The organism is Streptomyces sp. NPDC097617 (genome assembly GCF_044761485.1).
GTDB lineage: Bacteria > Actinomycetota > Actinomycetes > Streptomycetales > Streptomycetaceae > Streptomyces.
Genome location: NZ_JBIWCL010000004.1, coordinates 329,655 through 356,646, shown reverse-complemented (window position 1 = coordinate 356,646; position 26,992 = coordinate 329,655). Strand labels below are relative to the sequence as shown.

Genomic DNA, 26,992 nt, shown 5'->3' with positions numbered 1-26,992 from the left:
TGCCCTGCCTCGTCACGGCTGCTCTGATGGGTGGCCGTGACGGCAGTGAGTACGACCCATGCGGTCGAAGCGGTGTTCAGGATCGAGTCCGCGCGGATCATCGCCGGTGTCGCCCGCATCGTGCGGGACGTCGGGATCGCCGAGGAGATCGCGCAGGACGCCCTCGTCGCGGCGCTGGAGCAGTGGCCGCGGGCGGGCGTCCCGGACCGCCCGGGCGCCTGGCTCATGACGACCGCCAAACACCGCGCGATCGATCTCGTCCGCCGCAAGGAGACGTACGCGCGCAAGCTCGCCGAGGTCGGCCGGAGCCTGGAGGACGTACCGCCGCCCGCCGAACCGGCCGACCCCGAGGACATCGACGACGACCTGCTGCGCCTGATCTTCACCTCCTGCCACCCCGTCCTCGCCACCGAGGCCAGGATCGCGCTCACCCTGCGCCTGATGGGAGGGCTGACCACTCAGGAGATCGCCCGCGCCTTCCTCGCCTCCGAGGCCACCGTCGCCCAGCGCATCGTCCGGGCGAAGCGGGCCCTGGCCAAGGCCGGGGTGCCCTTCGAGGTCCCGTACGGCGCCGATCGCGAAGCGCGGCTCTCCTCGGTCCTGGAGGTCATCTACCTCGTCTTCAACGAGGGGTACTCGGCCACCGCCGGGGACGACCTCGTCCGCCCCGCCCTGTGCGAGGACGCGCTGCGGCTGGCCCGGGTACTGGCCGCCCTGATGCCCAAGGAACCCGAGGTGCACGGCCTGGCCGCACTGCTGGAGTTCCAGGCCTCCCGGATCGCCGCCCGCACCGGCCCCGACGGGGAACCGGTGCTGCTCGCCGACCAGAACCGGGCCCGGTGGAACCGCATGCTCGTCCACCGGGGCGCCCGGGCGCTCGGCCATGCCGGAAACGGCCCGTACTCCGTCCAGGCCGCGATCGCCGGCTGCCATGCGGCGGCGGTCCGCTACGAGGACACGGACTGGCCGAGGATCGCCGCACTGTACGGGCGACTCGTCCAGCTGATCCCGTCCCCGGTGGTGGAACTCAACCGGGCGGTGGCCGTCTCCATGGCCGAGGGCCCGGAGGCGGCCCTGCCGCTGGTCGACGCCCTGGCGGCGGAACCGTCCCTGAGCTCCTACCACTTGCTGCCGAGCGTACGGGGAGACCTGCTGGAGCGCCTCGGCCGGATCGAGGAGGCCCGCGCGGAATTCGAGCGGGCCGCAACCCTCACGCACAACACGCGGGAACGCACCCTGCTCCGGGAGCGCGCGGCCCGCCTCTGACCCCGCGCTCGTCGACGCGGCCCGCGGCCGGCCGCCCGCGGCGGCGGCGGCCCGGCAGGCCCGAGCCGCCCGGCCCCGGGGCGGCGGCTCAGCCGCGGCGGGTGAAGGCGGCCACGTCCAGCGGGGTGTCGGCGGGGCGGCGCGGCGCGGTCAGTGCGATGGGCCGGCGGAAGCCGCCGGAGCGGGTGATCTCCTGCACGGTCCGGCGCAGCGCCTCCTGGAAGTCGCCCATGGTCCGGCGCGCCGCCGGGGTGTCGACGTAGAGGGAGTTCATGTGCATCCCGTCCGCGTCCCGCTGGAACCACGAACAGGCCCCGTTGGCGCGCGCCGACCACACGTGGGTGGTCGGCCGCCACTCGTCGTGGCGTTCGGCCCCGGGGCACTTGCGCATATCGATGTACGAGAAGAAGTTCACCGGGTGCGGCCAGGAGCGGGCCGCGAACTCCTCGGGCGCCAGCAGTTCCCACGCCCGCACGAACGGCACGTCGAGATGGCTCATCATCTCGGTGAAGCCGCCCCGGACAGAAGCCATGACCTGGGCGAAGTCCCGTCCGGGTGAGGCGTCGAACTCGATCGGCAGGGTGTTGACGAACCAGCCCACCGAATGCGCCCAGGTCTCCCGGCCGCGCTCACTGACCGGCATGAGGCCGCGGTAGACACCCGGCCCCCCGGCCTCGCGCAGGCAGACGGCGACCGAGGCGAGCACGCCCATGAACGGCTTGCCGTCGACCGCCAGGCAGGTCTTCTCGAACACCTCGGCCTCGGCGGCGTCCAGGAGGGTGGAGGCCTCGTTGACGATCGGGTACATCCGGCCCGGCTCGACACCGAGGTCGAGGGGGAAGCGGGGGAAGAAATCGCCGGCCGGCCCCATGAACGCCTTCCAGTAGTCCAGGCGTTCGTCGCGGGCGTCGATGGACAGGTAGCGCCGCCGCTGCTCCTCTGCGAAGTCGAGGTAGCTGGGCGCGGGCGGCAGCTCGACGTCCTCGCCGCGGCACAGGGCCTCGTAGCCGGTCGACACCTCGCGGGCCACGATCGGCATCGACATGCCGTCGCAGACGATGTGGTCGAAGGCGAGGTAGACCGTCGAGGAGTCCTCGCGCACCACCGCACCCATGATGAACAGCGGCCAGGAGAGCGTGTCGATGCTCCGCTTGAACCGCTCTACGAGGAACTCGCCCAGCCGCTCGGAGGTCCCGAACTCGCCCACCTGCTCAGCCTCGAGGGCCAGTCCGGCGGGATCGAACGGCTCGCAGGCCACCTCGCCGGCCAGGCGGCGGAACGCGCACCGCAGGACCTCGTGCCGCTGCACGAAGGAGAGCAGGGACTGCGCCAGGGCCTGCTCGTCCAGCCGTCCGGTCACCTCGAAGGTCACCGCGACCCAGGACGCGACGGGGTCGTCGGCGGCCCTGCTCTCCTCGGCGACGGTGAAGTGCTTGTCCTGGTTGAAGGACGCCTTCCTGCCCGCCGGGTCACCCGTACCGCCGGCCTCAGCCGCTGCGGACGTGAGCCGCCACTCCACCACCCGGCCCGGTGCCATGTGGTGCATCTCCAGAGGAAACTGCCGCATACCGTCATCCCTTCGCCCCCGAGTCAACCCCCAGGCCCTAACGACCCCCGGCCCGGGGAAGTGACGAAATCCCTCCGGGCGGACCGGGGGCGGGGCGTCACGATGCGTTCGGGACGCCCCCGGCGCCTGCGGGGTGAGTGCCCGTCAGGGGATCAGTCGTTCCATCACCGCGGGCGGCAGTGCGGGGTTGCCCGCCGCGGCCTCCGTCACCCACCGGTCCTCGTCGGAGAGCAGGTCGACGACGGCCTCGGGCGGCAGGGCCGGGTGGGCGGCGGCCAGCGGCCGGGCCGTGCGGTCCGCCAGGCAGGCGAGCAGGGCCGGGCCCGTCGCCCGGGGGTGCTTGGCGACTTCCTTGAGCGCCTTGCGCACACCCGGCCGGTGCCGCGTCACGAGCTCCAACAGGGCTCCGGACGCGTCCGGGTTGGCGGCCACCCGGGTGAGGACCTGGACGCCGTGCCGGGCGACCATGGCTCCCAGCAGCTCCTCGGACAGGCCCGGGTGCGGGGCGACGGCCCTGACCACGGCCGCATCCGGGTCGACCGCCAGCGCGTCGCGCAGCTCCGCGGGCAGGTCGCGCCGCTGCGCCACGAGCATCCGTACGGCCGCGTGGGGGGAGGCGGCGAGCTCCGTGAGTTCGGCGGGCGTGGCGGCGGCGATCCGCGGCAGCAGGTCCCACCCGGCCCGGTCGCCGACGACCAGCTCGGCCAGCAGGTCGAGCGGCACGCGCGGATGGGCCGCGAGGGCGCGCCGTACCTGGTCCTCCGGGTCGGCGGCCAGTACGCGGATCAGCTCCTGGCCGATCCCGGGATTGCGCGCGTACGCGGCGCGGACACCGGGCAGCGGATCGGCCGCCAGCCGGGCGTACAGCGGCTGCGGCAGATCGGTGCGCTCGGAGAGCGCCCAGTGCAGGGTCAGTTCGGGATCCTCGGCCAGGACGACCACGGCTTCGAGTGGGGTGGCGGGGTTGGACGCGGCCGCGAAGCGGACCTGGGGATCCGGGTGGAGTGCGAGGCGGGCGGTCACGGGTGAGGCCGTCCACAGGGCCAGTTCCTCCACGACCTCCCCCTCCGGGTCGGCGGCGAGCAGGTCCACGACGTCTGCGGGCAGGCCCGGGCAGGAGGCCAGTTTCCAGCGGATCCCGGAGTCCGGGTGGGCCGCGAGGAGGCGGGCCCACTCGGGGTGCCCGCGGCCCTCGTCGAGGAGGGCGACGGCGGCGTACGGCGAGGACCCGGGATCCACGTCGGCGGTGGTGAGCGTCCCGGTGCGGGCGAGGTACACGGCGGTGTTCTCGGCGTGTGCGGCGAGCGCCAGTACCTGGTCGTGGCGCAGATCGGCGCGGTCGGCCAGATTGTGGAGCAGTTCCTCCGCGGGCCCCGGCTCGGGCTCGGTCGCCGCCTCCTCCAGCGCGAACGCCAGCAGCCGGTGGACGAGTTCGGGCGGCAGCGCCGGATTGGCGGCGAGCCCGCACAGGAGAGGGTTCACGCGTGGTCTCCGGTCGGTTTCGGGGCGGCGGCCGCGGTCAGGGCGGCGGTCAGCGTCTCCGTGTAGGGCTGCGGGCGGCGCCGCCGGGGGAGGATCAGCCCGATGTGCCGGGCGGGACGCGGGGGTTCGACGCGGACCACGGTCAACTCGTGTGTGGGGGAGAGCGAGACGTGCGGGACGAGGGAGACCCCGACCCCGGCGGCGACCAGGGCCTGGGCGAAGAAGGAGTCGGTGGTGGAGGCCGCCACCCGGAGGTCGAAGCCAGCGAGCTCCGCGTACCGGCGCAGGAAGGCCTCCGTCTTGAGGCAGCCCAGCACCCAGCGGTCGGAACCCAGTTCGGCCAGACCCACCGACGGCCGGCCGGCGAGGCGGTGGCCGCGCGGGAGCACCAGCCACAGCGGATCCTCCATCAGTGGCACCCAGTCGAGCCCCGGGCGCTCGTCCGGGCGCACCGGCGGCGGTCCGTCGAAGTGGTAGGCCAGGGCGAGATCTGCCGCGCCGCCGCGCACCATCGCCGCCGCGTCCTCCGGCTCGCTCTCCAGAACCGTCAGCTCCACCTCCGGATGGGCGTCCACGAACCGGGACAGCGCCGCGGGCAGCAGGTGCCGGCCACCGCTGGTGAAGGTGGCGACGGTGAGGCGCGGCCGCTCCGCCGTGAGCCGGTCGATCGCGTGGCGGACCTGTTCGAGCTCGGCGGAAATCGACTCGGCGGCCTCCACCAGCAGCCGGCCGGGCTCGGTGAGGGCAACCCCGCGCGTGCTGCGCACCGCCACGGGGTGGCCGACCGCGCGCTCCAGCGCCGCGATGTGCTGGGAGACGGCCGACGGGGTCAGCAGCAGGGCTCCGGCCGCCCGGTTGAAGCTGCCGTGCTCGGCCACGGCCCGCAACACGCGCAGCCGCTGCACATCGATCATCAGTTTTCCTTATGACGCGTTCAGCAGCTGGTCAGTTCCGCTGGGGACGATACAAGGGCAGAGTCGAACGCATGAAGCGGATTCTTGTTGTCGGCGGCAGCCGGTACTTCGGAAAGACCCTGGTCACCCTGGCGCGGGGGAGGCGGGAGAAGAGGTCACCGTCCTCAACCGCGGCCGGATCGGCGCGGGGCCCCCGTCGCCGTCCACGAGGGCCCGTACGCCACCTCGTTCATCCACCACCACGAGATGGCCGAATTCCTGCACTGGGCGGCGGGGCAGACCTTCACCGGGCCCGTCAACGCGGCCTCGCACGGCGCGCCCGACGTCCTCGCGCTCTGCGAGGCGGTCGCGGAGCGGACCGGGCGCCGGCCGCGATACCGGCCGGTCGCGGCGGGTGCCGTCGCCTCGCCCTTCTCCTTCGACCGCGCCTACGCCATGGACAACGGCCGGGCCTCGGCCCTGGGGTTCGGCTTCGGCCGGGTCGCCGACTGGCTGCCGGGGGCGATCGCCGAGACCGCCGAAGCCCGGCCCGCCGCCGTATGAGGGCGGATCACTGGTCTCCGACACGCCGTTCCAAGGGAGTTGCTACCGATGAGTTGCTCACACTGAAAGTGACGCTTCCGGCCCGGTAGCGGTCGTCGGACCATTCGATCGGGCGGCCGGTGGCCGCCCGGGAGACGTGCCGCTGGCGCAACAGCGCGCCGCCGCGGCGGATTTCGAGCAGCCGGGCGTCCTCGCTGCCGGCCGGAAGGGCGTCGATGAGGTGCTCGCCGTAGTGGGCGACGACCCCCGAGTCCTCGGCCAGGCTGTCCATGACGGAGCGGCAGTCCGCCGGCAGCGCCTCGACGGCCGCCGCGACCCAGTCGGCGTAGGCGGTGCGCTCCACCATGGTGGGCTCCCCGTCGAGCAGGCGCAGCCGCAGCACGGCCAGGATCTCGGTATCCGGGGCCAGCGCGAGCCGGTCCGCCTCCTCGGCCGTCGCGGGCCTGCGGGTGCGGGACAGGAAGCGGCTGGCGGCCTGGTGCCCGAGCCCCTCGGCCCACTGGGCGAAGCTGTTGAGCTCGCCGAAGCTGTGCCGTCGCTCCCGGCGCAGGACGATGCGGCGCGCGCCCTGGCGGGAACCGATCAGCCCCTCCGCGGCGAGGGTGGCCACCGCCTGGCGGACCGTTCCGCGCGAGGCGGACCAGCGCGCCGCCAAATCGCTCTCCGAGGGCAGGTGCGCCCCCACCGGGAGCTCGCCGGACAGGATCTCCCGGCGCAGTGCCTCGGCGATCTCCAGGTACCTGACCGTGCCCGTGTTCGTGCTCATGCCCTTCGCCCCCTGATCGCCGTGTGCCGGCGGTGCCGTGCCGGAATCACTGTGCACCGGTCTCACATGATCATTCCAACAGGTTCTGTCACGGCTTCTTCCGGTCATTCTTCTCTCTTCGTCGAGTCGTGCCCCACGGGACAGGCGCCGTTCACCGTCCGTACAGCGGGCCCGGGCGAACTGGAGCCAACTTGTTCAGACAAGTGAAACCACCCTCGTCTCCGGGAGAGACCGTGCTCAGTTCCTCCGCCCGTCGCGGTGCGGCCGTACTGCTCAGCGCCGCTGTACTCACCACGCTCACCGCGTGTGGTGCCGCACCCGACCAGAAGTCCGGCGGCGCCGACGGCGCCAAGAACGGCGTGCAGCCGGGCGCCGCGACCTCGGTCGCCGACTTCGGTTCCTTGGAGGCCCTCGCCGCCGCCGCGCAGAAGGAGGGCGAGCTCAATGTGATCGCGCTGCCGCCGGACTGGGCGAACTACGGCGAGATCATCAAGGCCTTCGAGGCCAAGTACAAGATCAAGGTGAACAGCGAGAACCCGGACGCCTCCAGCGCCGACGAGATCGCCGCCGTCAAGTCCCGCAAGGGCCAGAAGCGCGCCCCCGACGTCCTCGACCTCGGCATCGCCTTCGCCCGCAGCGGCGCCGCCGAGAACCTCTTCGCCCCGTACAAGGTCACCGCCTGGGACAAGATCCCCGCCGGACAGAAGGACGCCGACGGCCGCTGGACCAACGACTACGGCGGCTACGTCTCCATCGGCTGCGACGCCGCCCGCATCCCCACCTGCCCGCAGACCTTCGCCGACCTCCTCAAGCCCGAGTACAAGGGCAAGGTCGCCCTCAACGGCAACCCCACCAAGTCCGGCTCGGCCTTCGGCGGCGTCTACGCGGCCTCCCTCGCCAACAAGGGCTCCTTCGCCGACATCCAGCCCGGCATCGACTTCTTCGGCCAGCTGAAGAAGAGCGGGAACTTCATCCCGGTCGAGTCCACCCCGGCCACCGTGGAGAAGGGCGAGACGCCCATCTCCATCGACTGGGACTACCTGAACGCCGGCTACGCCGACCAGTTCAAGGGCAAGGGCGTCGACTGGAAGGTCGCCGTTCCCACCGACGGCGTCTACGCCCAGTACTACTCGCAGGCCGTCAACAAGGAGGCCCCGAACCCGGCGGCCGCCCGCCTGTGGCTGGAGTTCCTCTACAGCGCCGAGGGCCAGAACCTCTGGCTGAAGGGCTACGCCCGCCCGGTCCTGCTCCCCGGCATGACCCAGGACGGCACCGCCGACAAGTCCGCCGTCGCCAAGCTCCCGCAGGTCCAGGGCACTCCGGCCTTCCCCGCCTCCGAGGAGCTCGACAAGGCCAAGGCCACCCTCGCCGAGAAGTGGGACAAGGCACTCTCCTGATGTCCTCCACCACCGACTCCCGCGTCGCCGGCGGTACCCGCCGCCGGCGACGCGGCCCGCGCACCTGGCTCGCGACCCTCCCGCTGCTCGCCTTCACCGGCCTGTGCTTCGGCATCCCGCTCGGGGCCATGGCCTACGGCGCGGTCACCCGTACCGACCCGGCGAGCGGCGCCACCCGCGTGACGGGCGAACACCTCGCCCGCTCCCTCCAGGGCCCCTACCTCGGCTCCCTCATCGGGAGCGTCCAGCTCTCCGCCCTCACCGCACTCGTCGGCGGCGTCCTGGGCGTGGTGATCGCGCAGGCCGTGGTCACCTCCCGCTCGGCGGCCCTGCGCGGCGCCGCGCTGACCGCCTCCGGGGTGCTCGCCAACTTCGGCGGCGTACCCCTCGCGTTCGCCTTCATCGCCACCGTGGGCATCTCCGGCGTCGTCACCCAGCTCGCCGATCTCACCGATCTCGGCTGGAACCTGTACTCCTTCACCGGTCTCACCGTGGTCTACCTGTACTTCCTGATCCCGCTGATGGTGCTGGTGATCGCGCCGGCGCTGGACGGACTGCGCCCCCAGTGGCGCGAGGCCGCCCAGAGCAGCGGGGCCACCGGACGGCAGTTCTGGCGCCATGTCGGCCTGCCCGTGCTCGCGCCCTCGCTGCTCGGCGGGTTCGTGCTGCTCTTCGGGACCGCATTCGCCGCCCACGCCACGGCCGCTGCCCTGGTCGGCGGCTCCGTCCCGCTGGTCACGCTCAAGATCGCGGACGCGCTCTCCGGGAACGTCCTCACCGGCCAGGAGAACGTGGCGCTCGCGCTCGGCCTCGACATGATCCTGATCGCCGGCCTGGTCATGGCGGTCTACCTGCCCCTCCAGCGACGGAGCGCCCGATGGCTGCGATGACCCCGACCACCCGGTACACCGACGGCGCCCCGGGCTCCCCGGGCTCCCAGGACGCCCAGGGCGCTCGGGGCGCAGGCACCGGGGCCCCCGCGCGGAGTCCGGCCCGGCGGCGGCCCCGGCGCGGGATCTGGCGCGGAGCCGTCCTGGCCCTGGCCGGCGCCTACTTCGTCCTCCCGCTCGTCGCCTCGTTCGTCTTCACCGTGCACGTGCCAGGTCAGGGCGTCACCTTCGAGGCGTACACCGAGCTGCTCGCCGCCGAAGGCTTCACCGAGAGCCTGCTGCTCTCCCTCGGCCTCGCCGCCGCGACCATCGCGCTGTCGCTGCTGCTCGCCGTGCCCGCACTGGTGGCCGTACGCATCGGGTCCCCGCGGCTGCGCCCGGTCGTCGAGGTGATGTGCATGCTGCCGCTGGTGGTACCGCCGATCGCCCTGGTCACCGGTATCACCACGGTGCTGCGCTGGGGACCGGAGCACCTGTCGCGGACCCCGCTCTACCAGACCTTCATCGCCGTCCAGAACGAGAAGTTCCCCGTCGTCCTGGTCCTCGCGTACACGGTCCTGGCGCTCCCCTTCGTCTACCGCTCGCTCGACGCGGGCCTGCGCGCCGTCGACGTACCGACCCTGGCCGAGGCCGCCCGCAGCTGCGGCGCGAGCTGGCCGTACGTCGTCCTGCGCGTCCTGCTGCCCAACCTGCGGGCCTCGCTCGCCGGCGCCGCGTTCCTGACCCTGGCCCTGGTGCTCGGCGAGTTCACCATCGCCTCCCTCCTCGGGTTCCGGCCCTTCGCCGTGTGGATCGTCTCGATCTCCGGAGCGCAGGCCCGGATGTCGGTGGCCGTCTCCATCCTCAGCCTCCTCATCACCTGGCTGCTGCTGATCGCCCTCTCCCGGGCCGGGACCACCCCCTCCACCGCCGCGGCCGCACCCGCCACCACCTCCCGCAAGGAGCATTGAGTCCATGTCCACCACGCCCACCACCCTTCCCGCGGCCAGGAAGCCGGCGGATCCCGACCGGCCCGGGGGCGCGCGCGTCGAATTCCGCGGCCTGCGCAGGGCGTTCGGATCCACCGTCGCCCTCGACGGGCTCGACCTCACCGTCGAACCGGGTGAATTCCTCGCCCTGCTCGGCCCGTCCGGCTGCGGAAAGACCACCGCCCTGCGCGTCGTCGCCGGATTCGAACAGCCCGACTCCGGCGAGGTCCTCGTCGACGGACAGGACATCACCCGGGTCCCGGCCAACCGCCGCGACGCCGGCATGGTCTTCCAGTCGTACAGCCTCTTTCCGAACCTCAACGCCCGCGACAACGTGGCCTTCGGCCTGCGCGTACGCAAGGTCGGCGCGGCCGAGCGCCGCGAGCGCGCCGCCGAACTCCTCGACCTGGTGGGCCTGCCCGACCACGGCGACCGCTACCCGCACCAGATGTCCGGTGGCCAGCAGCAGCGCGTCGCACTCGCCCGCGCCCTCGCCCTGCGCCCGCGCGTGCTCCTGCTCGACGAGCCGCTCTCCGCACTGGACGCCAAGGTACGGGCGAACCTGCGCGAGGAGATCCGCCGCCTCCAGCTCTCCCTGGGCATCACCACCGTCTTCGTCACCCACGACCAGGAGGAGGCGCTGTCGATGGCCGACCGGGTCGCCGTCCTGAACGCCGGGAAGCTGGAGCAGTGCGCCGCCCCGGCCGAGCTGTACGACCGCCCGGCCACCCCCTTCGTCGCCGAGTTCGTCGGCACGATGAACCGGCTGCCCGGACGGCTCGCCGACTCCGGCCTGGTCGAGGTGGCGGGGGCGCGCCTGCCCGTCGACGGCCCGGTCCCCGCGACGCCGCGGGTGCAGGTCCTCGTACGCCCCGAGAACGTGACCGTCACCGCCGACGCCGAGGGCACGGCCACCGTGGTCTCCGCCTCCTTCTTCGGCTCCGTGACCCGGCTCCACCTGGAGCTGCCCGACGGGGTGAGCGTCAAGGCGGACCTGCCCTCACGGGACGCGGGAGACCTGGTGCCGGGCGCCCGGGCCGCCGTGGGACTCGCCGAGCGGCCCGTGCTCGTCGTGGCCGGGCCCGCGTGAGCGCCCTCGCCGCGGTCCTCTTCGACATGGACGGCACCCTCGTCGACACCGAGGTGCTGTGGTGGCGGACCACCGAGGAGATAGCCGACGGCCTCGGCCACCGGCTCACCGACGCGGACGCGCCCGAGGTCGTCGGCCGGGCGGTGGAGGACACCGCCGCCCACCTCGTACGGGTCTCGGGAGGGGGAGACCCGTCCGAGGTGGCGGCGGCGCTCACCGAGAGCTTCTTCCGCGAGGTGGAGGCCGGGGCGCCGCTGCGGCCCGGCGCCCAGCGGCTGCTGACCGAACTGGAGGCGGAGGGCGTGCCCTTCGCCCTGGTCAGCGCCTCACCGCGGGTCGTCGTCGACTCGGTGGTCGGGGGCTCGCTGACCCATGTCCCCTTCACCTTCACCCTGTCCGCCGACGACACCACCCGCACCAAGCCGCACCCGGACCCCTACCGGACGGCCGCCGAGCGCCTCGGCCTCGCACCGGGGGCCTGCGTCGCGGTGGAGGACTCGCCGGACGGCGCGGCCTCCGCGGAGGCCGCCGGCTGCGCGGTCCTGGTGGTCCCGTCCCTGCTGGCGGTCCCGGCCTCACCGCCGCGGACCTTCGCCGCGTCCCTGGAGGACGTCACCGTGGCACGGTTGCGGCGCTGCCTGACGACGGCGGGCTGATCCCCGCCGCGGACTCAGGCCGGCAGGCCGAGGATGTCCAGGATGCCCTCGGCGTAGGCGGCCGTCCCGGACCCGGGGGCGGCGGCGGCCTCCCGGCGGAAGCCGTCCACACCCGTACGGACGAAGGCGGCGCACTGCCCGTGCAGCCCGGCCTCATGGGTGCCGCCGTCGTCCACCGTGCACAGCAGGGCGAGCAGGGTCCACAGCAGGGCCTCGCGCGTCGCCCGCCGGGGCGGCTGCGCGGACCACACGGCCATCAGCACGGCGCACACCGCCGGCGCCGGCGGCTTCAGGTGCTCCGCGAAGAAGACGTGTCCCTCCAGCGCGTGGAACGCGGCGGGATGCCCCTCGGCGGCGTCCCGCACGGCGTCCACCAGATGGCCGGCGGACCGGCCGCAGCCGCACTCCATGGCCTCCCAGTCGTGCCGCGCGATCTCCGCCACCACCGAATCCGGAACCAGCGGGCTCTGCAGTCCCGCCGACCGGCGCAGCAGAGCCTGCTGCCGCTTCTCGCTCCCCGTCATGGGGCACAGTATGAGGCCAGGTCGGAGTGGACGGCGAGGGGGGTCGGAACCGGATCCCGGGGGCCGTCGTCTGAGACCCCGTGTGGATGAAACGAAGAATTCCGGCGCTGCTGTTCGCCCTCCTCGCGACCCAGCTGGGCGCATTGGTCAACCCCGCCTACGCGTGCGGGTGCGGGGCCATGGTTCCCGACGGCCAGTCCCGGATCGGCGTCGAGCGCGAGACCTCCGTCGTGCGCTGGGACGGCCGTACGGAGCAGATCGTCATGCGCTTCTCCGTCGGCGGGGACGCCCACCGGGCCGCCTGGATCATGCCGGTCCCGGGCCGGGCCACTGTGGAGCTGGGCGACGGCGCGATGTTCGACGAACTGGGTCGGCTGACCCGCCCGGAACGCAGGACCCGCAGCTACTTCTGGCCGCGTGAGCGCGACTGGCCCTTCTCCTCGCACACGGGGGACACCGCCGGAGCCCCGATGCCCGCCGGCGCGGCGCCGCCGGTCGGCGTCGTCGGCCGCGAGCAGCTCGGCGACTTCGACGTCGCGCGGCTCACCGCCACCGACCCGGACGCCCTGAGGAACTGGCTGGAGGGCAACGGCTTCAAGCTCCCCGACCGCCTCGCCACCGAGGTCAAGCCGTACGTCGACCAGAGCTGGGAGTACGTGGCGGTACGGCTCGCCCCCCGCGAGCAGGGCAAGCCGCTGCGCGGCAACCTGGACCCGCTGCGGATCCGCTTCGACAGCGACCGGCTCGTCTACCCCATGCGGCTCTCCCGGATGGCGAAGACACCCCAGTCCCTCGGCCTGTACGTGCTGGCCGACCACCGCATGGAGCCTGCCTCCCCGATCGGCGGCTCGGCACCCGAGGTGACCTTCGCGGGGACCATCCGCCCCGAGGACGGCCCGCTCGCCGAACTGGCGGGCCCCGGGCCGGTGTTCCTCACCGCGATCGACCAGCGGTTCCCGGTGCCGGGACGCATCGACGCCGACCACGAACTGCGCGCCACCTCCAAGGACACCCCGTACCGCCGGGCGGTCTACCGCGACGAACTGCTCACGGTGGGCGGCGTCCCGGTCTGGCTCCTGACGCTGGGGGCCGCAGCGGTGGCCCTGACGGCGGCCGCCGCGGCGGTGCTCCGCGTCCGCCGCCGGCCGCGCCCCGCCGAGGCGGCGGCCTGACCCGGACGAGGCCGCGTACGGATCGGGCGGGTGCCCGGTACTCACGTCGAGCCAGTGCCCGCCCCGACAGCCATCCCTTCCGGGGTTGACGCGCGAGCGCCGGGACACCAGCCTTGCACCGGAGTTACCGGCAGGTAAGGGGAAAGGGTGGTGTCCATGGAACAGGACGGCGTACGACGGCGGGAACAGGACCGGGACGATGCGGAGTCGATGTTCCAGGGGGTCGCCCGCCAGGCCGAACTGGTGCGCACCGGCAAGACCACCTCGCGCGCCCTCGTCGAGGCCGCGCTGCGCCGCATCGGCCGGACCGGTCCCGTCCTCGGCGCCTTCCGTGTCGTCCTCGCCGAGCAGGCCCTCACCGAGGCCGATGCCCGGGACGCGACCGAGCCGAGCGGTCCGCTGCACGGCGTCCCCATCGCCGTCAAGGACGAGCTGGACGTCGCGGGTCAGGTCACCACCTTCGGCGGCGCCGCCAACCGGACCCCCGTCGCCGCCGACTCCGAGGCGGTACGCCGCCTGCGCGCCGCCGGAGCCGTCGTCATCGGCAAGACGACGATGCCCGAGTTCGGCCAGTGGCCCTTCACCGAATCCGCCGCCCACGGGCACACCCGAAACCCCTGGGACACCACCCGCACCCCCGGCGGCTCCAGCGGCGGCAGCGCCGCCGCCGTCGCGGCCGGCCTGGTCGGGGCGGCCCTCGGCGGCGACGGCGGCGGGTCCATCCGCATCCCCGCCGCCTGCTGCGGCCTCTTCGGCCTCAAGCCCGCGCGCGGGCGGGTGTCCACCGCCCCGAACCCGCACCTCTGGTACGCGCTGGGCACCGTGGGGCCGCTGACCCGCAGTGTGGGCGATGCCGCACTGCTCTACGACGTCCTCGCCGGCACCACCCCCACCGACCGCTGGAGCGCCCGCCCCGCGCCCACCAGCTGGGTGGAGGCCCTGCGGACCCCGCCCGGCAGACTGCGCATCGGCTATGCGGCCAAGCCCGCCGTGCCCGGGGTGCGCCCGCATCCGGAACACGTCGGGGCTCTCCTGGAGACCGTACGGGCCCTGCGCGCACTGGGCCACGACGTACGGGAGGTCGACCCCCGCTACCCGGACGCGACGGCCCCGTTCGCCGCGCAGTTCTGCGGCGGAGTGCGGGCGGAGGCCGACGCCGTCGAGCGGCCCGACCTGCTGGGACGGCGTACCCGGCGTACCCTCGCGCTGGCCCGGCTGGTCCCCGAATCCGCTGTGGAGCGCGGGATCCGGGCGGGGGAGCGGCTGGCGGAGCGCGCCGACCGCATGTTCACCACCATGGACCTGCTGCTGACCCCGGTCGTCGCCGAGCGTCCGCGCGCGGTGGGCGCGCTGGACGGTGCCGGGCTGCTGACGGCGCTGGCGCGCTCGCGCCCCATGGTCGCCTACACCGCACTGTGGAACGTCACAGGGCACCCGGCTGCCTCCGTCCCGGCGGGCCTCGGACAGGACGGTCTGCCGCTCGCGGTACAACTGGTGGGCCGTCGCGAGGACGAGGTGACGGTGCTTCGGGTCGCCGCACAACTGGAAGAGGTCCGGCCGTGGGCGCAGCGGCGCCCCCGGCCGCCCGCCGCCTGACGGGATCCGCCGCCGGCCGCGCGAACACCCGGGCGGCGGTCCGACCCGACCGCACCGGGCACAGGATGTCGGGTCCGCGGCAGTGGGACTTCCCTAGCGTGGAGATCAGTAAGGGAAGGACGGACAGGAGTGCTGGAGCGGCTGAATCAGGCCATGGAGCACATCGAGGAGCACCTCGACGAGCCCATCGACGCGGCCGAGCTCGCCCGTATCGCCATGACGTCGGAGTACCACTTCCGGCGGATGTTCTCCGCGCTGGCGGGCATCCCGCTCTCCGAGTACATCCGCCGCCGGCGGCTGACGCTCGCCGGGGCCGAAGTGCTCGCCGGGAAACGGACGCTGCTCGATGTCGCGGTGCGGTACGGCTACAGCTCGGGCGAGGCGTTCGCGCGTGCCTTCCGCGCCGTGCACGGGGTCGGCCCCGGCGAGGCGCGGCGCACGGGTGCGGCGCTGCTCTCCCAGCCCCGGATGTCCTTCCGGCTGATCGTCGAAGGGAGCACCGGCATGCGGTACCGGGTCGTGGAGAAGGACGGGTTCAGGCTCGTGGGCAGGGGGACACGGGTCCCGCTGGTCTACGAGGGGATGAACCCGGCCATCGTGGAGTTCGTCAAGAGCATCGGCAGGCAGACGCTGGGGCGCTGGGAGGAGTACGCGGGCGGGGAACCCGAGGGGGTCGTGGCCGCGGTCGGCAACCACTCCGCGCAGGACGCGGAGGGCACCGAACTGGACTACTTCCACGGGGTGGTGAGCGATGCCGAGGTACCCGGGGCCTCGCAGAGCCTGGACGTCGGGCCGGGGACGTGGGCGGTGTTCGAGTCCTCGGGCGCGTTCCCGCTGGCGGTCCAGTACCTCTGGCGGGACGTGTACACGCAGTGGTTCCCGTCGAACCCGTTCCGGAGCCGGCCCGGTCCGTCCCTCTCGCGCACCCGGGTGTCCGAGGACGGTACGCACGCGGATGCGGAGTTGTGGATTCCGGTGGAGCGGGCCGACGGCTGAACCACGGCGCGGGCGATGCCGTGCCGATGCCCCGCCGATGCCCTGCGTCGAGCACGCCAACGCGGGGCATCGGCAGGGGCGGACCCCTTCCTCAGAGCGGGCGGGGCGGCTGGGTCCGCCAGAAGGCGCACTGGTGGTCCGCCCCGAAGGAGGTGCTCGTCCGCGTCGCCGACGGGTCGAGGGTGAGCACCCCGGCGGCCGTGGCCCCGGTCGGGGGCCACGCCGTCTGCCCCGCCGCCACCGGTGCGCCGAAGCGGGCGAACGCCGCCCAGTAGCGCTTCATCCTGTTGCCCAGCGCCACCTGGACCGGGGTCAGCGGACGCTCGCCCATCGTGAAGTCGTGCAGGTAGGCCAGCTCCGCACTGTGCGCGTTCGACTCGTCCAGACCCGGCACCTGCGCGCCCGCGAGCGTCGGCGACCGCGGGTCGTCGAACTCGTAGACGTACGTCGGCACCTGGGACGCGAAGAGCTGCGCGGTCCACTGCGTGTGGCACGCGAACGTCGAGTCCGTCATCACGGCCGACAGCGCCAGATACGCGGACCCGTACGCCGCGACCGGATAGCGCGCGAGCACCTCCGGTCCCGCGGCCCCGTAACCGGCCAGGACCTGCGCGGCGTACTGCTCGGAGGTCAGCTGCGGCTGGGTGAGGGCGACGAAGAAGCGGGCCTCGGAGCGGGTGCTTCCGATCAGCACCGGCACCTTGTTCCACACACCGCTCCCGATGGCCCGCGCCGGAGCGACGGGCAGCAGTCCGTCACCGGAGGCCGGACCCCGCGTGGGCAGCGTACGGGCCGCCTCCACCAGGGCCGGTCCGGACGCGGCGCGCAGACAGGCGGCCACCTCGGCGTCCGCGGCGCACCCCGCCCGCGAGGCGAAGGCCCGCGCCTGCCCCTCGGCGTCCGCGCTGTCCGGCGTACCCAGCAGGGTGCACGGACCGCTCTGCAGCACGGCCCGGTGGAACAGGCCTGCGGCCGGCGGGGCGGCCAGCAGCGCGCAGACGGAACCGCTGCCCGCCGACTGCCCGGAGATCGTGACGCTGCCCGGATTCCCGCCGAACGCGGCGATGTTCTCCCGGGTCCAGCGCAGAGCGGCGAGCTGGTCCATCAGCCCGAAGGACCCCGAGCGCAGCGCGTTCTCCCGGCCGAGCTCGGGCAGCGCGAGATAACCGAGCTGTCCCAGCCGGTAGTTGATGCTGACGACCACGCTCTGGGTGAGATCGGCCATCGTCCGGCCGCCGAACTGGGTGCCCGTGCCCTGGCTGTACGCGCCTCCGTGCATCCAGACGATCACCGGGAGCCGGGCTCCGGGGCGGGCGGTGCGGGGCCGGTACACGTCCAGGTACAGGCAGTCCTCGCTGACGGCCGCCGGGTCGCTCAGGCCGAAGGGCGAGAACTGCAGGCACGCGGGGGCCTGCCGGGTGGCCTCCCGCACCCCGGGCCACCGGGGCGGGGGCGCCGGCGCCCGCAGCCGCGCGTCCCCGACCGGGGGAGCGGCGTAGGGGACACCGAGGAACTGCTGTGCGCCGTCGCGGGACTGACCGCGCAGGCCGCCCTGGGCGACGGTGACCACCGGGCGCGGCGATCCGCCGGACGGCGACGCCGGCGATGCCGCCGCGGGTGGTGCCGAGGCGAGCAGGGCCACCAGGGCGAGTGCGGTACCGAGCAGGGACCTTGCCGAGGGCAGCCGGGAACCGGGCCTCTTCATTCGTCCTCCTGGAGTGGTGTCGGGCTCGGGCCGGCCGGGGCGGAGCGGGTGCGGGCTCCGCCCCGGCCGGGGATCGTCAGGGGCGGAGCCCGGCGATCAGTGCGGCGGTCACGGCGTGGTCGACCGGTCCGGTGTTCCAGTCGGGGCTCATGGGGCTGACGGCGATCCGGTGGGCGGTGACTGCCTCGACGTCACCGCCCCGGGCCGCGGGCCGCAGGTCCACCTTCACGGTCACCTTCCAGGTGCCGTCGCCCGAGTCGGTGAAGTCCGGCTCGAGCAGCGTCTGCGGATCCTGGAAGGTGGCGGCCACCCCGGCGGCCGTTCCCTTGCCGTCCGCGCCGACCACCGGGTGGTTGACGTTGAGGCCGATGCCCTGGGGCAGCAGCGGTCCGGAGCGGGCGCGTGCCCGCAGCCGGTCGATCAGCTTGACCGCGAAGTCGAGCGTCGGCCCCATCGCGTTGACGGTGGTGACCGGGTCGGGTGCGGTGACGCCGCCGGTGCTCAGCGCGATGGCGGGCACGCCGTGCTCCAGCGCGGCGACAGCGCCGCCGACCGTACCGGAGTGGGTGGCGAGACCGGCGACGTTCGGGCCGAAGTTCGTCCCGGAGACGACCAGGTCCGGGGCGTCCCCGGCGAAGACCTCGGCCAGCCCGAAGGCGACGGAGTCGCCGGGGGTACCGTCGACGGCCCAGACCTTCGGCTCGGGGTGCTTCACCGCGATCGTAGGGGCGCTCATCATCTTCGTGCCGGTGCCGCTCTGGTTGGTGAGCGGGGCCACGATCGTGACGTCGTGTCCGGCGGCGGTCAGCCGCTCGAAGGCCTTGCGGATGCCCGGAGCGTTGTAGCCGTCGTCGTTGGTGAGCAGGATCCGCAACGGCCCGGCGGGCGCGGGCCGCGGTGCGGTCTGCGGTGCGGTCTGCGGTGCGGCGACGGCCGGTGCCGTGCCGGCCAGGGCCGGCGTGCACAGCAGCAGGGCGGCCAGCGGCAGAACTCGCTTGCGTCTCACAGGGTGCTCCTCGGGAGGGAGGGGGATGAGGGTGAGCAGGGGTGGTACCGGCGGGCGCAGGACCCTCGGCGTGCGCCCGCCGGAGCTGGGGACGGGCCCGGTGAGGGGGTCAGCGCACGCTGCGGATCGGGAGGATGGCGAGCGCGCCGACCAGGGAGAGGGCCCCGCCGACGAGGAAGAGCGGGGTGTAACCGCCGAGGGCGGTGACGACGGCCGAGGCGACGAAGGGGGCGATGATCTGCGGCCCCGCGTTCGCGATGTTGAGTACGCCCATGTCGCGGGCGGCGTCCTCGGCCCGCGGCAGGACCAGGGTGACGAGCGCGGTGTCGACGGCCATGAAGCAGCCGAAGGCGAGTCCGTTGAGCGCGCTGAAGACGAGCATGCCGGTCCAGGTCGGGCTGATCACGGGGACCGCCATGACGAGCCCGGCGAGGGCGGCCGAGACACCGACGAACACCTTGCGGCGGTTCCACCGGTCGGACAGCAGACCGCCCACCACGGTGGAGAGGGCCATCGCGACCATCGACACGGGGGTCAGCACGGCCATCGCGGCGGGCGGGGTGAGCCCGTCGGGCAGGGTGATGTGGTCGTCGAGGATGTACAGCTGGTAGCCGACCACGGAGAAGTAGCCGAGGACCATCAGGGCCCGGCCGATGAAGGCCCACCGGAAATCGTGGTTGGCCAATGCCGAGAGGAACGCGGCCAGTTGGGCGCCGCGGGGTCTGGCGGGCTCGGGCACGACGGGCTCGGTGCGCGCGACGTCCCGGCAGAGCGTGCTGAGCAGCAGGGCGGACCCGGCGACGATGGCGCCGAGGATGAGGTAGCCGGTGCGCAGCTGGTCCGCGGTCTGGGAGGCGACGAGCACGCCGACCGTTCCGCCGATCGGCAGGCCGAGTCCGACCAGCGCGGACGCGGTGCCGCGGCGGGCGGCGGGGATCCGGTCGGGAACGATCGCGGTGACCGCCGCCTGGAAGACGTTCATGGTCGCCTGGATCAGGCACCAGCCGATGCCGACGAACAGCGCGGTGCTCACGCTGCCGAGGACGGCGAGGAGGACGAGCGAGGACAGGGCGCCGCCCAGGATCCACGGGTTGCGGCGTCCGCTGCGGTCGGAGAGGGCGCCGGCGATGGGGTTGAAGGCGGTGGCGAAGACCGCGCTGACGCCGCCGATGAGGCCGAGTACGGCGACCTTGTCGTCGGGGGCGATCGCGGCGATCTGGGTGGGCAGCAGGACGGAGCCGACGCCCATGTAGAGCGCCATCATCGCGGAGTTGGCGACCAGCAGGAGGAGCAGGAGACCACGCCGGGGGGCGGGCTCCCCGGTCGGGGGGACGGACGGTTCGACGACTTCGGGCGTGGCCATGACGACTCCTCGGGGGACCGAGCGGGGAGGTGGCGTGCGGGGAAGGCAGGGGCGGCCCGTGAGCGGGCGCCGGACGGCGGTGTCGCCGGGAATGTGCGGTGGCGGACGTCGTTCGTAACGTGATGGTGTTACACGTGTCACCAGGTGCGGTGGACACTGTGTAGCACCCATTTCCGGGCTCCGGAAGGCCCCTCGGCGGGTCGTTGTGCAGATCGTGACCGACGAGGAAGTCGATCTGCCATGACGTGTAACCGAGGTTCGGTGGCCATCGCGCACGGCAGATGTGTCGAGTGACCCTCCTGGTCTTGTGGCGGTCGTGACGCATGGGCAATACTCCGTGCCGCACCGCGACGACCCTGTTGCCGGCGGGCTTTCCCGCCCGGCCCGGCCCTGCCCGGCCCTGCCCGGCCCTGCCCGCCCCTGCCCGGCCCTGCCCGCCCCGCCCGCCCCGGCGTCGCGGGGTGCCGTGCGCCTTTCGCCGCGTCCCCGCTGCCTCCGGGCCGCTCCACCCCGCCGGATGCCGTCCGCTTCCGGAACCTCCGGACCCCCGCCCCCGCGGGGCCCTCCGCACTCCCCGCGCCCTCCGCGCCCTCCGCACTCCCCGCGCCCTCCGTACCTTCCGCTCCGCTGCGCTTTCCTGCGCTCCACACGCCCGTGCCTGCTCTCCGCGTGCCCCCACCGCTTGGGGAGACGACCGTGAAAGGCCCGCCATGTTCCCCTCGCCCTCGTATGTGCCGCCGTCCCGGCCGCCCGTCCCGATCCGCCCGCCCCGGCACCACCTTCCGGCGGCCCCGCCGCGCTACGCGCTCGGCCTCGGGATCTCCCTCCTGGTCCTCGCGCTGCTGGTCGGGCTGCTGCTCCGGCTGGACCGGCGGCCCTTCTTCCAGGGGCTCGACGACCGCTGGGCGGCCTCGGTGAACGACTCCGCCACCGCGGGATCCGCCGGCGACGGCCTCGGCGGCTTCACCACCGTCCTCGACCGGCTCGGCGGCCCGCTCGGCATGGTCGTCCCGCTGCTGGTGATCGGCTGCCTGTGCGTCTACGGGCGCTGGCGCTCGGGGCTGTTCGTCTTCACGGTCACCGTCGCCGCCAACCTCGTCGTGCTGCTGCCCCTCAAGGAGTTGGCCGACCGGCCGCGTCCGCCGCACCCGTGGGTCCTGGTCAGCGACGGCTCGTACCCGTCCGGCCAGGTGTTCAGCGCGGTGACGCTGGTGGTCTCCGTTGCGGTGGTGGTGTTCCCGCCGCGTGCGCGACGCTGGTGGTGGGTGTTCGGGGCCTCGTACGTCCTCGCCATGATGGGCAGCCGTACCTGGCTCCACGCCCAGTGGCTCAGCGACACCGTCGCCGCTGTCCTCGTCGGCGTCGGAACCTGCCTCGTCGTGTGGCGGGCGTTCGCTCCGCTACTGGAGGCGGAGTCGGAGCGGATGGCTTCGAACAGCCTGTGGCTGTGAGGTCCGCGCACTAGGGAGCTCGAATTATTGAGCATCGTTGACGTTCGGCAAATTTACGCCATACTCTCGATCGGCGGCGTGCATCCAGCGCGCGGCAGCGAGGAAGGAACGGCTCATGCCTCACTCCCCAGGCCGGGACCGGACGGTGGTGGACCTGCCCGCAGGTCGCCTGCGCGGCGCGAACGAGGGCGGGGTCGCCGTCTTCCGTGCCGTGCCCTACGCCGCCCCGCCGGTCGGTGACCTGCGCTGGAGGCCCGCGCAACCGCACGCAGGCTGGACCGGGACGCGCGACGCCACCGCCGACGGCCCGAGTGCGCCGCAGATGTACGTGGAAGGCGGCGACCCGGTGCTCGGTGGGCACGGGTCGCCCCCCTTCGACGAGGACTGCCTGACCCTCAACCTCTGGACGCCCGCCGCCGACGACGCCCGGCGTCCGGTGCTGATCTGGATCCACGGCGGCGGCTTCGTGTCCGGCTCCGGCTCACTGCCCGGCTACTCGGGCGAGACCTTCGCGCGCGACGGCGACCTCGTTGTGGTGAGCATCAACTACCGCATCGGGCCGCTGGGTTACCTCTACCCCGGTGACGAGGAGAGCGAGGGGGCCGGCAACTTCTGGCTCACCGACCAGCTCGCCGCCCTGCACTGGGTGAGGGAGAACATCGCCGCCTTCGGCGGCGACCCGGACCGCGTCACCGTCGCGGGGCAGTCCGGCGGCGCGGTGTCCACCGCCGCCCTCGCCGGCCACCCGCAGGCCGAGGGGCTGATCCGGCGGGTGATCCTGCAGAGCCCGCCCTTCGGGCTGGACCTGCCCGTCCCGGCCGCGTACCTGGAGCGCACCGCCGCCTATCTGGAGCTGGCCGGCGCCAAGGACCTGGCGGAGCTGCGCACGCTGCCCTGGCCCGAGTTGATCGGGGCGGGCGGCGCGCTGTTCGGGCAGACCATGCGGTGGGGGTACTGGCCGACCCCCTTCCTGCCCGTGATCGACGGTGTCACCCTCTCCTGCCACCCCGCGCGGGCCCTGCTCGGCGAGGCGGCGGCCGGCATCGACGTCATGATCGGCTGGACGCGGGAGGAGGCCAACTTCGGCTTCGCCCTGGACGAGGGGTACGCCGCCGCCACCCGCGAGCAGGTGACCGACCGGATCGCGGAGACGTTCGGGAGCGAAGCCGCCGAGGGGGTGTACGCGGCGTACGAACGGGCCCGGCCCGGTGCCCGTCCGGCCGACGTCCTCATGGACCTCATCACGGACGAGCTCTTCCGGGTGCCGGCGGTGCGGCTGGCCGAGGCCCGTGCCGCGGCGGGCAGTCCCGTATGGGCCTACCAGTTCGACCTTCCCACCCCCGCGTACGAGGGTCGGCTCGGCGCCGCGCACTGCCTCGAACTGCCCTTCGTCTTCGACAACTTCGACCAGTGGTCGCACGCGCCCTTCCTGACGGGCCTCGCTCCCGCCGTCCGCGACGGCCTCGCGTACGCCATGCACCGGGCCTGGATCGCCTTCGTGCGCACCGGCGACCCCAACCACCCCGACCTGCCGCAGTGGCAGCCGTACGACACGCGCTCCCGCACCACGATGCGCTTCGACTCGGTCGTGAGCGCTCTCGACGACCTCGCGGGAGCCTCCCGCCTCCTGCACCACCCCGTCACGGCGTGACACCCTCGACGCACTCGATGCCCGCGCTCCCTTGATTTGACTCGTGTAACCTCGTAAGGGAGAAGCATCAGCACCCGAGTGGAACCGCGCAGAAGGAGCGTCGAGGGACGTCATGGCCAAAGACACACACGTCCCGGCATCGATCACCAGCGCCGACGTGGCCCGCCTCGCCGGAGTGTCGCGTGCCACGGTCTCCTTCGTCCTCAACGACACCCAGGGCCACCGGGTCAGCGCGAGCACCCGCGCCCGGGTGCTCGACGCGGCCAAGCAGCTCGGCTACGTACCGCACGCCGCGGCCCGGTCCCTGCGCGCCGGCCGCAGCAACCTCGTCCTGATGCCCTCGTCGATCTCCGCGATCGGCCGACTCGTCAGCGACTGGGTCGACGACCTGCACAGCGAGCTCGACCGTTACGGCTACACGGCCGTGCTGCACACGGGCCGCTTCGCCGACTCCCTCGACGCCGCCCGGGCCTGGGCCGAACTGCGCCCCGCCGCCGTCGTCGCCCTGGACGGCGACCGCTTCACCCCCCAGGCGGCCGAGGTGCTGAGCCGCGCGGGGGTGCGCGGCCTGCTGGCCTTCGCGTCCCACCCGGTGGAGGGGGTGCACACCATCGGTTTCGACCACACCCGGATCGGCGCCGCGGCGGCCGAACACCTCATCGCACGCGGCCGGACCAGGATCGGCGTGGTCATGCCCCAGGAGCGCGGCCTCGGCACCCTCGCCGAGCCGCGCCTGGCGGGCGCCGAGTCGGTGGCGGCCCGGCACATGGCCACCGTCACCCCGGTGGAACTGTCCTACACCCGGGAGTCCGCGAGCGCCCTCGCCCGGCGCTGGCGCAGCCTCGACCTGGACGCGGCCTTCACCTACAACGACGAGTACGCCGCCCTGCTGCTGCACGCGCTCCAGGCCGAGGGCATCGTCGTACCGGACGAGGTCGCCCTCGTCGGCTGCGACGACCTCGTCCTGTCCGCGCTCCAGCAGCCCGCGCTCAGCACGGTCCGGCTCGAGATGCCGTCGGCCGCGCAGATCGCGGATGCCGTGCACGAGCTGGTCGAGACCGGAACGGCGACGCCGGTGCCGGCCGTGCAACCCGTTCTGGTCCACCGTCTGACGTCCTGACGTCCTGACGTCCTGACTTCCTGATGCCCTGAGGGCCCACGACCGCCTGTCCGTCACGCCGCGGGCCCGTCCGGCGGGCCTGCTCTGCGGGCTTCCTGGTCATGGGAGCGGGGGTCTGCCCGGCCCGCCGCACGGGCCGGGCAGACCCCCGTTCGGTCAGGCCGTGCCCGCGCCCGCGGCCGCCCCCCGGCGGTCGTGGGCGCGAGCACGTTCCCGGGCGAGCGCCGGGTGGAAGAGCCACCACGCCAGCAGTCCCACCCCCGCGCCCGCCGCGGCCCCGGCCACCGTGTCGCTGAGCCAGTGCGCGTGCAGCCAGGTACGGCTCCACATCATGGCCAGCGTGAAGGCCGTGCCCCCGATCCACCAGGCCCGTCGCCGGGCGGCCGGGACCAGGAGCACCCCGAGAAGCACGACCAGCAGCGCCGCCGTGGCTGCGTGGCCGGACGGGAAGGAGCCGTGGTCGACGCGGACCAGTGGATGGGCCGGGCGCGGCCGGTCCACCAGGTGCTTGAGGCCCTGGATGACGAGCATGTTGCCGCCGAGGTTGGCGGCGAGCAGGAAGCAGGCGCAGACCCAGCGCCGCCGGACGAGCAGCAGGACCAGCAGGGACAGCGGGATCAGGGCGCCGACCGGACCGCCGATCAGGTTCAAGGCCATGGCCGCGGCCTGGTAGATCCCCTCGTGGGGGCCGCCCATCCAGATCAGCCAGCGGTCGTCCAGCCCCTGGAAGGGGGAATGTGTGACGTCGGACCGTACGACGAGGGCCGGCGCCACGGCGGCGGCCAGCAGCAGGAGCGCCGCTATGAGGACGCCGCGGCTGCGCGGCGCACCGGACTCGGCGCGGCTCTCGCCGCCACCGGCCCGGTGGGGTCTGCGCCGTCTGTCGGGGGATGCGGTGGTCGGGTTGCCGGACATGGCTTGCCTCTCGTGACCGCGGCGGGGCCCGCGGCCGGGTGTGCTGTGAAGGGAACGCGGGGGCGCGGCCGGCGGGGTCGCGCCCCCGCGGTGGAACCAGGGGTGACCGGCGGGGTCGTCAGGCCCGCGCGCCGAGGTGACGGGCCAGGAAGGCCACGCCCCCCTCGACGATGGCGGGGATCTCGCAAGAGCCGAGGAAGATGTGGTCGGCGCCCTCCACGGGCTGCAGGGTGACCTGGCCCCCGGCGCTCGTCAGGGCCGCGGCGAGGGCCTCGCTCTGGCTGTACGGGACCAGGCCGTCGTGCGTCCCGTGGACCAGCAGGAACGGCGGCGGATTCGCTCCCTCCGCGTACGTCACCGGGCTCGCGGCCCGCGCCAGGTCCGGCCGCTCGGTGACGGTGGCGCCGAGCAGGGCCTCGTAGGGATCGGGGAACTCCCCGGCGGTGGGCATGGCCGGCATGGGGTGCTCCGACAGGGTCACGAGGTCGGAGACGCCGTACCAGTCGACGACCGCGCGGACCCCGGTGTCACCGGAGCCGACGCCCTGCGCGCCCTCCAGCGCCGCGCCCTGCGGGCTGTCGGGGCCGACGAGGCCGGCGAGCGCGGCGAGGTGACCGCCCGCGGACTCGCCCCAGACGCCGATCCGGTCCGGGTCGATGCCGAGGGCGCCGGCGAACGTGCGGACGTAGCGGATCGCGGCCTTCACGTCGTGCAGCTGGGCCGGGAAGGGCGCCTCGAGGCTGTGCCGGTAGTCGATGGAGACGAGCGCGAGCCCGGCCCCCAGTACGGCCCCGTGCAGCAGTGCGGCGGGCACGGTCGGCGGCGGGTAGCGTCGGTCGCCGTCCAGCCAGCCGCCGCCGTGGATCCACACGACCGCCGGGAACGGGCCCTCGCCGGCGGGCACCTGGACGTCGAGCAGCCGCGGGCGGTAGCCGGGCGTGGTCGCGTAGGTGATCCCGTCGAAGCGGCGCACGCCGTCCGTGCCCTCGACGGGCGCGACGGGGGAGCGGTACGGCGGCGGTGGCCAGGTCATGTCGGCGATGTCGATCTCGGCGGGAGGAGATTGCGTCATTGCGGCCCTTCCAGAAAGGTTCGGCGGCGGCCCTGCGCCCGATGGCGCGGTGGTCCTGCCGCCCGGTGGTCCTGTGGTGCGACGGCCCGGTGGGGCGGTCGAAGGCTTCGCGTCGTTTGTCCGAAATGCTTGCGCGAGCCATCGGGGGAGGCGTAGCGTGTTACACGTGTAATCAAGGACTCTAGCGACGCATTTCCGCTGACCACAAGCCCAGGAACGATCCAGTTTCCGGATCGGTAACACGAGCTGCTCCAGTGGCGCCGTCGCCTTTCCCCTCCGGGAGCACGTCATGCTCACCCTCGCCGACACCCCTGCGGTTCCCGCGGTCCGAAGCTACGTCCGCTGGGTCGCGGACCCGGACGCCGCGAGTGTTCCGCAGGTCAGGTCCCGTGTGCGCGCCACCCTCGACGGCTGGCGGGTCCCGGCCGAGGCGGCCGACGCCCTGCTGCTGGCCGTCAGTGAACTCGTCGGCAATGTCGTCCGGCACGCCGGCGGCGGCGCCGGACGGATGCGGGTCGCCGTGGCGGTGGGCGGCGGCTGGCTGCGGCTGGAGGTCGCCGACCGGGGGCCCGGCCTGCCGCGGCTGCCCGCTCCCCGTGCGGAGGTCGACCTGGAGTGCGAGGGCGGCCGCGGGCTGCTGATGGTGCAGCTGCTGACGGCCGAGCTGGGCGGCGAACTCTCCTTCGTGGCACATGAGTTCGGCAAGTCGGTCCGGGTGTGCGTCCCGGCTCCCTGAGTCGCGATCCGCCGGGCGTTCCGGGTCGCCCGGGGGAGGGTCGGCGGGGCCCTGGACGCAGTGCGATATCGCGAAATGTTGACGGACGACAAATATTCGACATATCTTGCACTCATCTCCCCGCTGCTCCCTGATTGAGGTGCCGC

The 26,992-nt window shown here is 73.6% G+C and carries 24 protein-coding genes; 14 read left to right on the top strand and 10 right to left on the bottom strand.

The features are described from left to right. Nucleotides 1-45: 45 nt before the first annotated feature. On the top strand, nucleotides 46-1,266 hold the full coding sequence (locus ACIQZO_RS10465) for an RNA polymerase sigma factor (protein ID WP_403623070.1): 1,221 nt from the start codon (nucleotides 46-48) through the stop codon (nucleotides 1,264-1,266). Between the two features lie 88 nt (nucleotides 1,267-1,354). Here ACIQZO_RS10465 and ACIQZO_RS10460 read toward each other — a convergent pair whose 3' ends face one another. The 3 genes from ACIQZO_RS10460 to ACIQZO_RS10450 form a co-directional block, all read right to left on the bottom strand. Further along, nucleotides 1,355-2,833: a condensation domain-containing protein gene (locus ACIQZO_RS10460; RefSeq protein ID WP_403623068.1), complete on the bottom strand. Its 1,479-nt coding sequence runs from the start codon at nucleotides 2,831-2,833 to the stop codon at nucleotides 1,355-1,357. Nucleotides 2,834-2,977: 144 nt separating this feature from the next. After that, entirely contained in the window at nucleotides 2,978-4,315 is a 1,338-nt protein-coding gene (locus ACIQZO_RS10455; protein ID WP_403623065.1) for a hypothetical protein, read from the bottom strand. Then, complete coding sequence (locus tag ACIQZO_RS10450; RefSeq protein WP_403623063.1) at nucleotides 4,312-5,229, bottom strand: LysR family transcriptional regulator; 918 nt, start codon at nucleotides 5,227-5,229, stop codon at nucleotides 4,312-4,314. Before ACIQZO_RS10450 ends, ACIQZO_RS10455 begins: the two co-directional genes overlap by 4 nt. A 246-nt stretch (nucleotides 5,230-5,475) precedes the next feature. On the opposite strand from ACIQZO_RS10450, the gene ACIQZO_RS10445 reads away from it, so the two are divergent. Then, nucleotides 5,476-5,772 (top strand): hypothetical protein, encoded by a 297-nt coding sequence (locus ACIQZO_RS10445; protein ID WP_403623060.1) that lies wholly within the window; start codon nucleotides 5,476-5,478, stop codon nucleotides 5,770-5,772. A gap of 7 nt (nucleotides 5,773-5,779) precedes the next feature. On the opposite strand, the gene ACIQZO_RS10440 is transcribed toward ACIQZO_RS10445, so the two are convergent. Continuing rightward, the gene (locus ACIQZO_RS10440; RefSeq protein WP_403623057.1) at nucleotides 5,780-6,538 is read right to left on the bottom strand and encodes a GntR family transcriptional regulator; all 759 of its coding nucleotides are present in this window, start codon (nucleotides 6,536-6,538) and stop codon (nucleotides 5,780-5,782) included. A gap of 233 nt (nucleotides 6,539-6,771) precedes the next feature. Here ACIQZO_RS10440 and ACIQZO_RS10435 point away from each other — a divergent pair, with 233 nt between their 5' ends. Genes ACIQZO_RS10435 through ACIQZO_RS10415 form a run of 5 tightly spaced genes read left to right on the top strand, consistent with a single transcriptional unit; the run spans nucleotide 6,772 to nucleotide 11,539 of the window. After that, complete coding sequence (locus ACIQZO_RS10435; protein ID WP_403623054.1) at nucleotides 6,772-7,935, top strand: ABC transporter substrate-binding protein; 1,164 nt, start codon at nucleotides 6,772-6,774, stop codon at nucleotides 7,933-7,935. Next, the gene (locus tag ACIQZO_RS10430) at nucleotides 7,935-8,825 is read left to right on the top strand and encodes an ABC transporter permease (RefSeq protein WP_403623051.1); all 891 of its coding nucleotides are present in this window, start codon (nucleotides 7,935-7,937) and stop codon (nucleotides 8,823-8,825) included. The genes ACIQZO_RS10435 and ACIQZO_RS10430 overlap by 1 nt, the downstream gene beginning before the upstream one ends. After that, nucleotides 8,813-9,775: an ABC transporter permease gene (locus tag ACIQZO_RS10425; RefSeq protein WP_403623048.1), complete on the top strand. Its 963-nt coding sequence runs from the start codon at nucleotides 8,813-8,815 to the stop codon at nucleotides 9,773-9,775. The genes ACIQZO_RS10430 and ACIQZO_RS10425 overlap by 13 nt, the downstream gene beginning before the upstream one ends. A gap of 4 nt (nucleotides 9,776-9,779) precedes the next feature. Next, entirely contained in the window at nucleotides 9,780-10,883 is a 1,104-nt protein-coding gene (locus ACIQZO_RS10420) for an ABC transporter ATP-binding protein (RefSeq protein WP_403623045.1), read from the top strand. Beyond that, nucleotides 10,880-11,539 (top strand): HAD family hydrolase, encoded by a 660-nt coding sequence (locus ACIQZO_RS10415; protein WP_403623043.1) that lies wholly within the window; start codon nucleotides 10,880-10,882, stop codon nucleotides 11,537-11,539. Before ACIQZO_RS10420 ends, ACIQZO_RS10415 begins: the two co-directional genes overlap by 4 nt. Before the next feature lie 14 nt (nucleotides 11,540-11,553). Here the strand turns inward: ACIQZO_RS10415 and ACIQZO_RS10410 are convergent, their stop codons facing one another. Next, nucleotides 11,554-12,063, bottom strand: coding sequence for a hypothetical protein (locus tag ACIQZO_RS10410; RefSeq protein WP_403623041.1), 510 nt, complete (start codon nucleotides 12,061-12,063; stop codon nucleotides 11,554-11,556). Nucleotides 12,064-12,149: 86 nt separating this feature from the next. On the opposite strand from ACIQZO_RS10410, the gene ACIQZO_RS10405 reads away from it, so the two are divergent. The 3 genes from ACIQZO_RS10405 (at nucleotide 12,150) to ACIQZO_RS10395 (ending at nucleotide 15,827) form a co-directional block, all read left to right on the top strand. Beyond that, complete coding sequence (locus ACIQZO_RS10405) at nucleotides 12,150-13,235, top strand: DUF2330 domain-containing protein (protein WP_403623038.1); 1,086 nt, start codon at nucleotides 12,150-12,152, stop codon at nucleotides 13,233-13,235. Between the two features lie 156 nt (nucleotides 13,236-13,391). Continuing rightward, nucleotides 13,392-14,831: an amidase gene (locus tag ACIQZO_RS10400; RefSeq protein ID WP_403623035.1), complete on the top strand. Its 1,440-nt coding sequence runs from the start codon at nucleotides 13,392-13,394 to the stop codon at nucleotides 14,829-14,831. Between the two features lie 129 nt (nucleotides 14,832-14,960). Next, the gene (locus tag ACIQZO_RS10395) at nucleotides 14,961-15,827 is read left to right on the top strand and encodes a helix-turn-helix domain-containing protein (protein WP_403623032.1); all 867 of its coding nucleotides are present in this window, start codon (nucleotides 14,961-14,963) and stop codon (nucleotides 15,825-15,827) included. A 91-nt stretch (nucleotides 15,828-15,918) separates the two neighbouring features. Here the strand turns inward: ACIQZO_RS10395 and ACIQZO_RS10390 are convergent, their stop codons facing one another. The 3 genes from ACIQZO_RS10390 to ACIQZO_RS10380 all read right to left on the bottom strand — a co-directional run bounded on the left by ACIQZO_RS10390 (nucleotide 15,919) and on the right by ACIQZO_RS10380 (nucleotide 19,901). Continuing rightward, nucleotides 15,919-17,532, bottom strand: a complete 1,614-nt coding sequence (locus ACIQZO_RS10390; protein ID WP_403623030.1) for a carboxylesterase/lipase family protein — start codon at nucleotides 17,530-17,532, stop codon at nucleotides 15,919-15,921. Nucleotides 17,533-17,608: 76 nt separating this feature from the next. Next, the gene (gene surE, locus ACIQZO_RS10385; RefSeq protein ID WP_403623027.1) at nucleotides 17,609-18,538 is read right to left on the bottom strand and encodes a 5'/3'-nucleotidase SurE; all 930 of its coding nucleotides are present in this window, start codon (nucleotides 18,536-18,538) and stop codon (nucleotides 17,609-17,611) included. A gap of 109 nt (nucleotides 18,539-18,647) precedes the next feature. Then, entirely contained in the window at nucleotides 18,648-19,901 is a 1,254-nt protein-coding gene (locus ACIQZO_RS10380) for an MFS transporter (RefSeq protein WP_403623023.1), read from the bottom strand. 710 nt (nucleotides 19,902-20,611) lie between these two features. Here ACIQZO_RS10380 and ACIQZO_RS10375 point away from each other — a divergent pair. From ACIQZO_RS10375 to ACIQZO_RS10365, 3 genes are all read left to right on the top strand, one after another. Further along, nucleotides 20,612-21,352: a phosphatase PAP2 family protein gene (locus ACIQZO_RS10375; RefSeq protein WP_403623020.1), complete on the top strand. Its 741-nt coding sequence runs from the start codon at nucleotides 20,612-20,614 to the stop codon at nucleotides 21,350-21,352. A 115-nt stretch (nucleotides 21,353-21,467) separates the two neighbouring features. Further along, the gene (locus ACIQZO_RS10370) at nucleotides 21,468-23,003 is read left to right on the top strand and encodes a carboxylesterase/lipase family protein (protein ID WP_403623017.1); all 1,536 of its coding nucleotides are present in this window, start codon (nucleotides 21,468-21,470) and stop codon (nucleotides 23,001-23,003) included. A 112-nt stretch (nucleotides 23,004-23,115) separates the two neighbouring features. Continuing rightward, entirely contained in the window at nucleotides 23,116-24,123 is a 1,008-nt protein-coding gene (locus ACIQZO_RS10365; protein ID WP_403623014.1) for a LacI family DNA-binding transcriptional regulator, read from the top strand. Between the two features lie 156 nt (nucleotides 24,124-24,279). On the opposite strand, the gene ACIQZO_RS10360 is transcribed toward ACIQZO_RS10365, so the two are convergent. Together ACIQZO_RS10360 and ACIQZO_RS10355 are read right to left on the bottom strand one after the other, a co-directional pair. Then, on the bottom strand, nucleotides 24,280-25,038 hold the full coding sequence (locus ACIQZO_RS10360; protein WP_403623011.1) for a phosphatase PAP2 family protein: 759 nt from the start codon (nucleotides 25,036-25,038) through the stop codon (nucleotides 24,280-24,282). A 118-nt stretch (nucleotides 25,039-25,156) separates the two neighbouring features. Further along, on the bottom strand, nucleotides 25,157-26,110 hold the full coding sequence (locus tag ACIQZO_RS10355) for an alpha/beta hydrolase fold domain-containing protein (RefSeq protein WP_403623008.1): 954 nt from the start codon (nucleotides 26,108-26,110) through the stop codon (nucleotides 25,157-25,159). A gap of 289 nt (nucleotides 26,111-26,399) precedes the next feature. Here ACIQZO_RS10355 and ACIQZO_RS10350 point away from each other — a divergent pair, with 289 nt between their 5' ends. Further along, on the top strand, nucleotides 26,400-26,846 hold the full coding sequence (locus tag ACIQZO_RS10350) for an ATP-binding protein (RefSeq protein ID WP_403623005.1): 447 nt from the start codon (nucleotides 26,400-26,402) through the stop codon (nucleotides 26,844-26,846). Nucleotides 26,847-26,992 lie beyond the last annotated feature (146 nt).